The organism is Actinomyces urogenitalis DSM 15434 (assembly GCF_000159035.1).
In the GTDB taxonomy this organism is placed as follows: domain Bacteria; phylum Actinomycetota; class Actinomycetes; order Actinomycetales; family Actinomycetaceae; genus Actinomyces; species Actinomyces urogenitalis.
Genome location: NZ_DS999575.1, coordinates 412,202 through 415,883, shown reverse-complemented (window position 1 = coordinate 415,883; position 3,682 = coordinate 412,202). Strand labels below are relative to the sequence as shown.

The window sequence follows — 3,682 nt, the reverse complement described above, 5'->3', positions numbered from 1 at the left end:
CCGGGCCTGCCTGCCGCGTGCGCGGGGCCGCTACAGCGCGCGGTAGAGCTCGCGGGCGATGTCCGCGGTCTCGGTGGGGGTGCGTCCCACGCGCACGCCCACGGCCTCCAGGGCCTCCTTCTTGGCCGCCGCCGTGCCCGAGGAGCCGGAGACGATCGCGCCGGCGTGGCCCATCGTCTTGCCCTCAGGCGCGGTGAAGCCGGCCACGTAGGCCACCACCGGCTTGGTCATGTTGTCCTTGATGTAGGCAGCCGCCCGCTCCTCCGCGTCACCACCGATCTCACCGATCATGACCACGAGCTTGGTGTCCGGGTCCGCCTCGAAGCCGGCCAGGGCGTCGATATGCGTGGTGCCCACCACCGGGTCGCCACCGATGCCGATGCAGGTGGTGAAGCCCAGGTCCCGCAGCTCGTGCATGAGCTGGTAGGTCAGCGTCCCGGACTTGGAGACCAGGCCGATCGGGCCGGGGCCGGTGATGTCCGGCGGGGTGATGCCCACGTTCGAGCGCGCCGGGGAGATGATGCCCGGGCAGTTCGGACCGATGATCTGCACACCCTTGGAAGCGGCGTAGGAACGGAAGTAGGTCGCGTCCGCCACCGGGATGCCCTCGGTGATGACCACCACGAGCCTCATGCCGGCGTCCACCGCCTCGATCACCGCGCCCTTGGCGAAGGCCGGGGGCACGAACACCACGGAGACCGTGGCGCCCGTGGCCTCGCGGGCCTCAGCCACCGTGCCGTAGACCGGAACCTCCACCTCGCCGGCCTCCCCGGTGCCGGCACCGGGGCCGATGGGCTCGACGTCAAAGACCACCGTGGTGCCCGCCTTGCGGGGGTTGACGCCCGCGACCACCTGGGTGCCCGCGCACAGCATGCGACGGGTGTGCTTGCGTCCCTCCGAGCCGGTCATGCCCTGGACGATGACGCGGTCAGACTCGTCAAGAAAGATGCTCATGGTCCTCAGGCTCCCTGCTCGCTGCTTGCTGCGTTCTGACCGATCTTCTCGGCCAGGGCGGTGACGACGTCAGCCGCGCCGTCCATCGTGTCCACCACCGTGACGCCGTCGATCGCGGCCTCGGCCAGGATCTGGCGCCCCAGAGCGGCGTTGTTGCCGTCCAGGCGCACCACGATCGGCTTGTCGAAGTCCTCCAGGGTGCTCACCGCCGTCACGATGCCGTTGGCCACCGTGTCACACGAGGTGATCCCGCCGAAGACGTTGACGAGGATCGCGCGCACCTGCGGGTCGCTCGCCACCACCTCCAGGCCCGTGGCCATGACCTCCGCCGAGGACCCGCCTCCCAGGTCCAGGAAGTTGGCCGGGCGCATGCCGCCGTGGCGCTCGCCAGCGCCCGCCACCACGTCCAGGGTGGACATGACCAGGCCCGCGCCGTTGCCGAGCACCCCCACCTCACCGGTCAGGCGCACGTAGTTCAGCCCAGCCTCCTTGGCACGCGTCTCCAGCGGGTCCGCCGCCGAGGTGTCCTTGAGGGCGGCGTGCTCGGGGTGACGGAAGGAGGCGTTGTCATCCAGGCTCACCTTGCCGTCCAGCGCCAGCACCGTGCCGCTCGGGGTCAGGACCAGGGGGTTGACCTCCACCAGTGTGGCGTCCTCAGCGGTGAAGACCTCCCACAGCCGGCCGATGACCTGCGCCACGGCGTCGGCCACGGCACCGGGCTCAAAGCCGGCCTCAGCCGTAATGCGCGCGGCGACCTCAGGGGTAATGCCCTCGATCGGGTCCACGGCCACGCGGGCCAGCGCCTCGGGGCGCTCCTTGGCCAGGGTCTCGATCTCCATGCCGCCCTCGCGCGAGCACATGGCCAGGTAACGGCGCTCGGCGCGGTCCAGGAGGATGGAGAAGTAGAACTCGGAGTCGATGTCCGCACCCTCGGAGATGAGCACCGTGCGCACGGTGTGGCCCTTGATCTCCATGCCGAGGATCGCCTCAGCGTGCTGGCGGGCCTCAGCCGCCGAGCGGGCGAGCTTGACGCCACCGGCCTTGCCTCGTCCGCCGGTCTTGACCTGGGCCTTGACCACAAGGAGGTCGGTGCCGCAGTTCAGGAGCTCAGTGGCCACCTGCTCGGCCTGCTCCGGGGTGGTGGCGATCTGCCCGCCGAGCACGGGAACCCCGTGCTTCGCGAACAGCTCCCTCGCCTGGTACTCGTAGAGGTCCATAGACGTCATGTCCTTCCGGGTCCGGTTCCCGTCTGGCCGCGGCGACCTGCCTGCGCCGCACCGGGATGATCCGCGCACGAGCCTAGCGCGCGACCCCCATCACACGGGCGTAAACGCGACCAGGAGTTAGGACCAAGGTCCGCAACGTGCCGACGCAAGCACCGCCGTCGTCACGCCTGCCGGCCAAGGGAAGGTGACGCCCGGCACCCGAGCGACCACAATGGGGCCTGACGACCCTGCGGGAAGGACACCCATGGACCAGCACGCCACGCGCCCCGAGCCCACGACCAGCCAGGAGGCGATCCTCACGCCCGACGGCGAGCGGGTGCGGGTCGGCATCCTCACCTCCGGCGGGGACGCCCAGGGAATGAACGCGGCCGTGCGCGCCGTCGTCCGCGCCACCCTGCGCATGGGTGCCCAGCCCTACGCCGTCATGGAAGGCTGGGCCGGGGCCGTGGCCGGCGGGGACGGCATCCGCCCCCTGGAGTGGGACTCCGTGGGCTCTATCCTCCACAAGGGCGGCACGATCATCGGCACCGCCCGCTCGGCCGAGTTCCGCGAGCGCTCCGGCCAGCTCGACGCCGCCGCCCACCTGCTCGAGCACGGCATCGACCGGCTCGTGGTCATCGGCGGGGACGGCTCACTGACCGGCACCAACGAGTTCCGCCACAACTGGCCCGGCCTCGTGGACGAGCTCGTGGCCAGCGGCCGGGTGAGCCCCGAGGTCGGCGCCGCCCACCCCGCGCTCATCGTCACCGGGATCGTCGGCTCGATCGACAACGACCTCGTGGGCGCCGACATGACGATCGGCACCGACTCCGCCCTCCACCGCATCCTGGAGGCCATTGACGACATCTCTTCGACCGCCGCCTCCCACCAGCGCACCTTCGTGGTCGAGGTCATGGGCCGCCACTGCGGCTACCTCGCCCTCATGGCGGCGGTGGCCGGTGGCTGTGACTACGTGCTCGTGCCCGAGCTTCCGCCGGGTGAGGGCTGGGAGGAGGACATGTGCCTCAAGCTCCACAAGGGACGCCAGGCCGGGCGCCGCGAGTCCATGGTCATCGTGGCTGAGGGCGCCACCGACCGCGAGGGCAACCGCATCACCGCCGAGGACGTGCGCGTCATCCTCAAGGACCGCCTGGGCGAGGACGCGCGCGTGACGATCCTCGGCCACGTCCAGCGCGGTGGACAACCCAGCGCCTACGACCGCTGGATGTCCACGCTGCTGGGATGTGCGGCCGCCCGCGAGGTGCTCACCGCCACCACCGACTCCGAGCCGGTCATCATCGCCGAACGCCACAACCGCATCCACCGCCTGCCCATGATGGAGCAGATCGCCGCCACGCGCGCCGTCAAGGACCTCGTGGCCGCCCAGGACTTCGAGGGGGCGGTGGCCGCGCGCGGGAACAGCTTCAGCCAGATGCTGTCCATCTTCGAGACCATGTCCACCCCGCCCGAGCTCGACCCCGCGGCACTGGGCGAGCTGCACCACGAGGCGGCTGCGCCGTCGG

General features: G+C 70.9%; 2 protein-coding genes and 1 pseudogene. 1 reads left to right on the top strand and 2 read right to left on the bottom strand.

Translation table 11 applies throughout. From position 1 onward, the window contains the following. Positions 1-30: 30 nt before the first annotated feature. Together sucD and sucC are read right to left on the bottom strand one after the other, a co-directional pair. Positions 31-954 (bottom strand): succinate--CoA ligase subunit alpha, encoded by a 924-nt coding sequence (gene sucD / locus HMPREF0058_RS07690; RefSeq protein ID WP_006549201.1) that lies wholly within the window; start codon positions 952-954, stop codon positions 31-33. A gap of 5 nt (positions 955-959) precedes the next feature. Continuing rightward, the gene (sucC, locus tag HMPREF0058_RS07685) at positions 960-2,171 is read right to left on the bottom strand and encodes an ADP-forming succinate--CoA ligase subunit beta (RefSeq protein WP_034234968.1); all 1,212 of its coding nucleotides are present in this window, start codon (positions 2,169-2,171) and stop codon (positions 960-962) included. Positions 2,172-2,538: 367 nt separating this feature from the next. Between sucC and HMPREF0058_RS07680 the strand changes: the two are divergent. Then, a pseudogene (locus tag HMPREF0058_RS07680) lies at positions 2,539-3,682 on the top strand (6-phosphofructokinase); the annotation flags it as partial.

What these genes read in the sequence shown, in the direction of transcription:
- sucD (WP_006549201.1), bottom strand. Translation starts at nt 954, where the DNA reads ATGAGCATCTTTCTTGACGAGTCTGACCGCGTCATCGTCCAGGGCATG.
- sucC (WP_034234968.1), bottom strand. Translation starts at nt 2,171, where the DNA reads ATGGACCTCTACGAGTACCAGGCGAGGGAGCTGTTCGCGAAGCACGGG.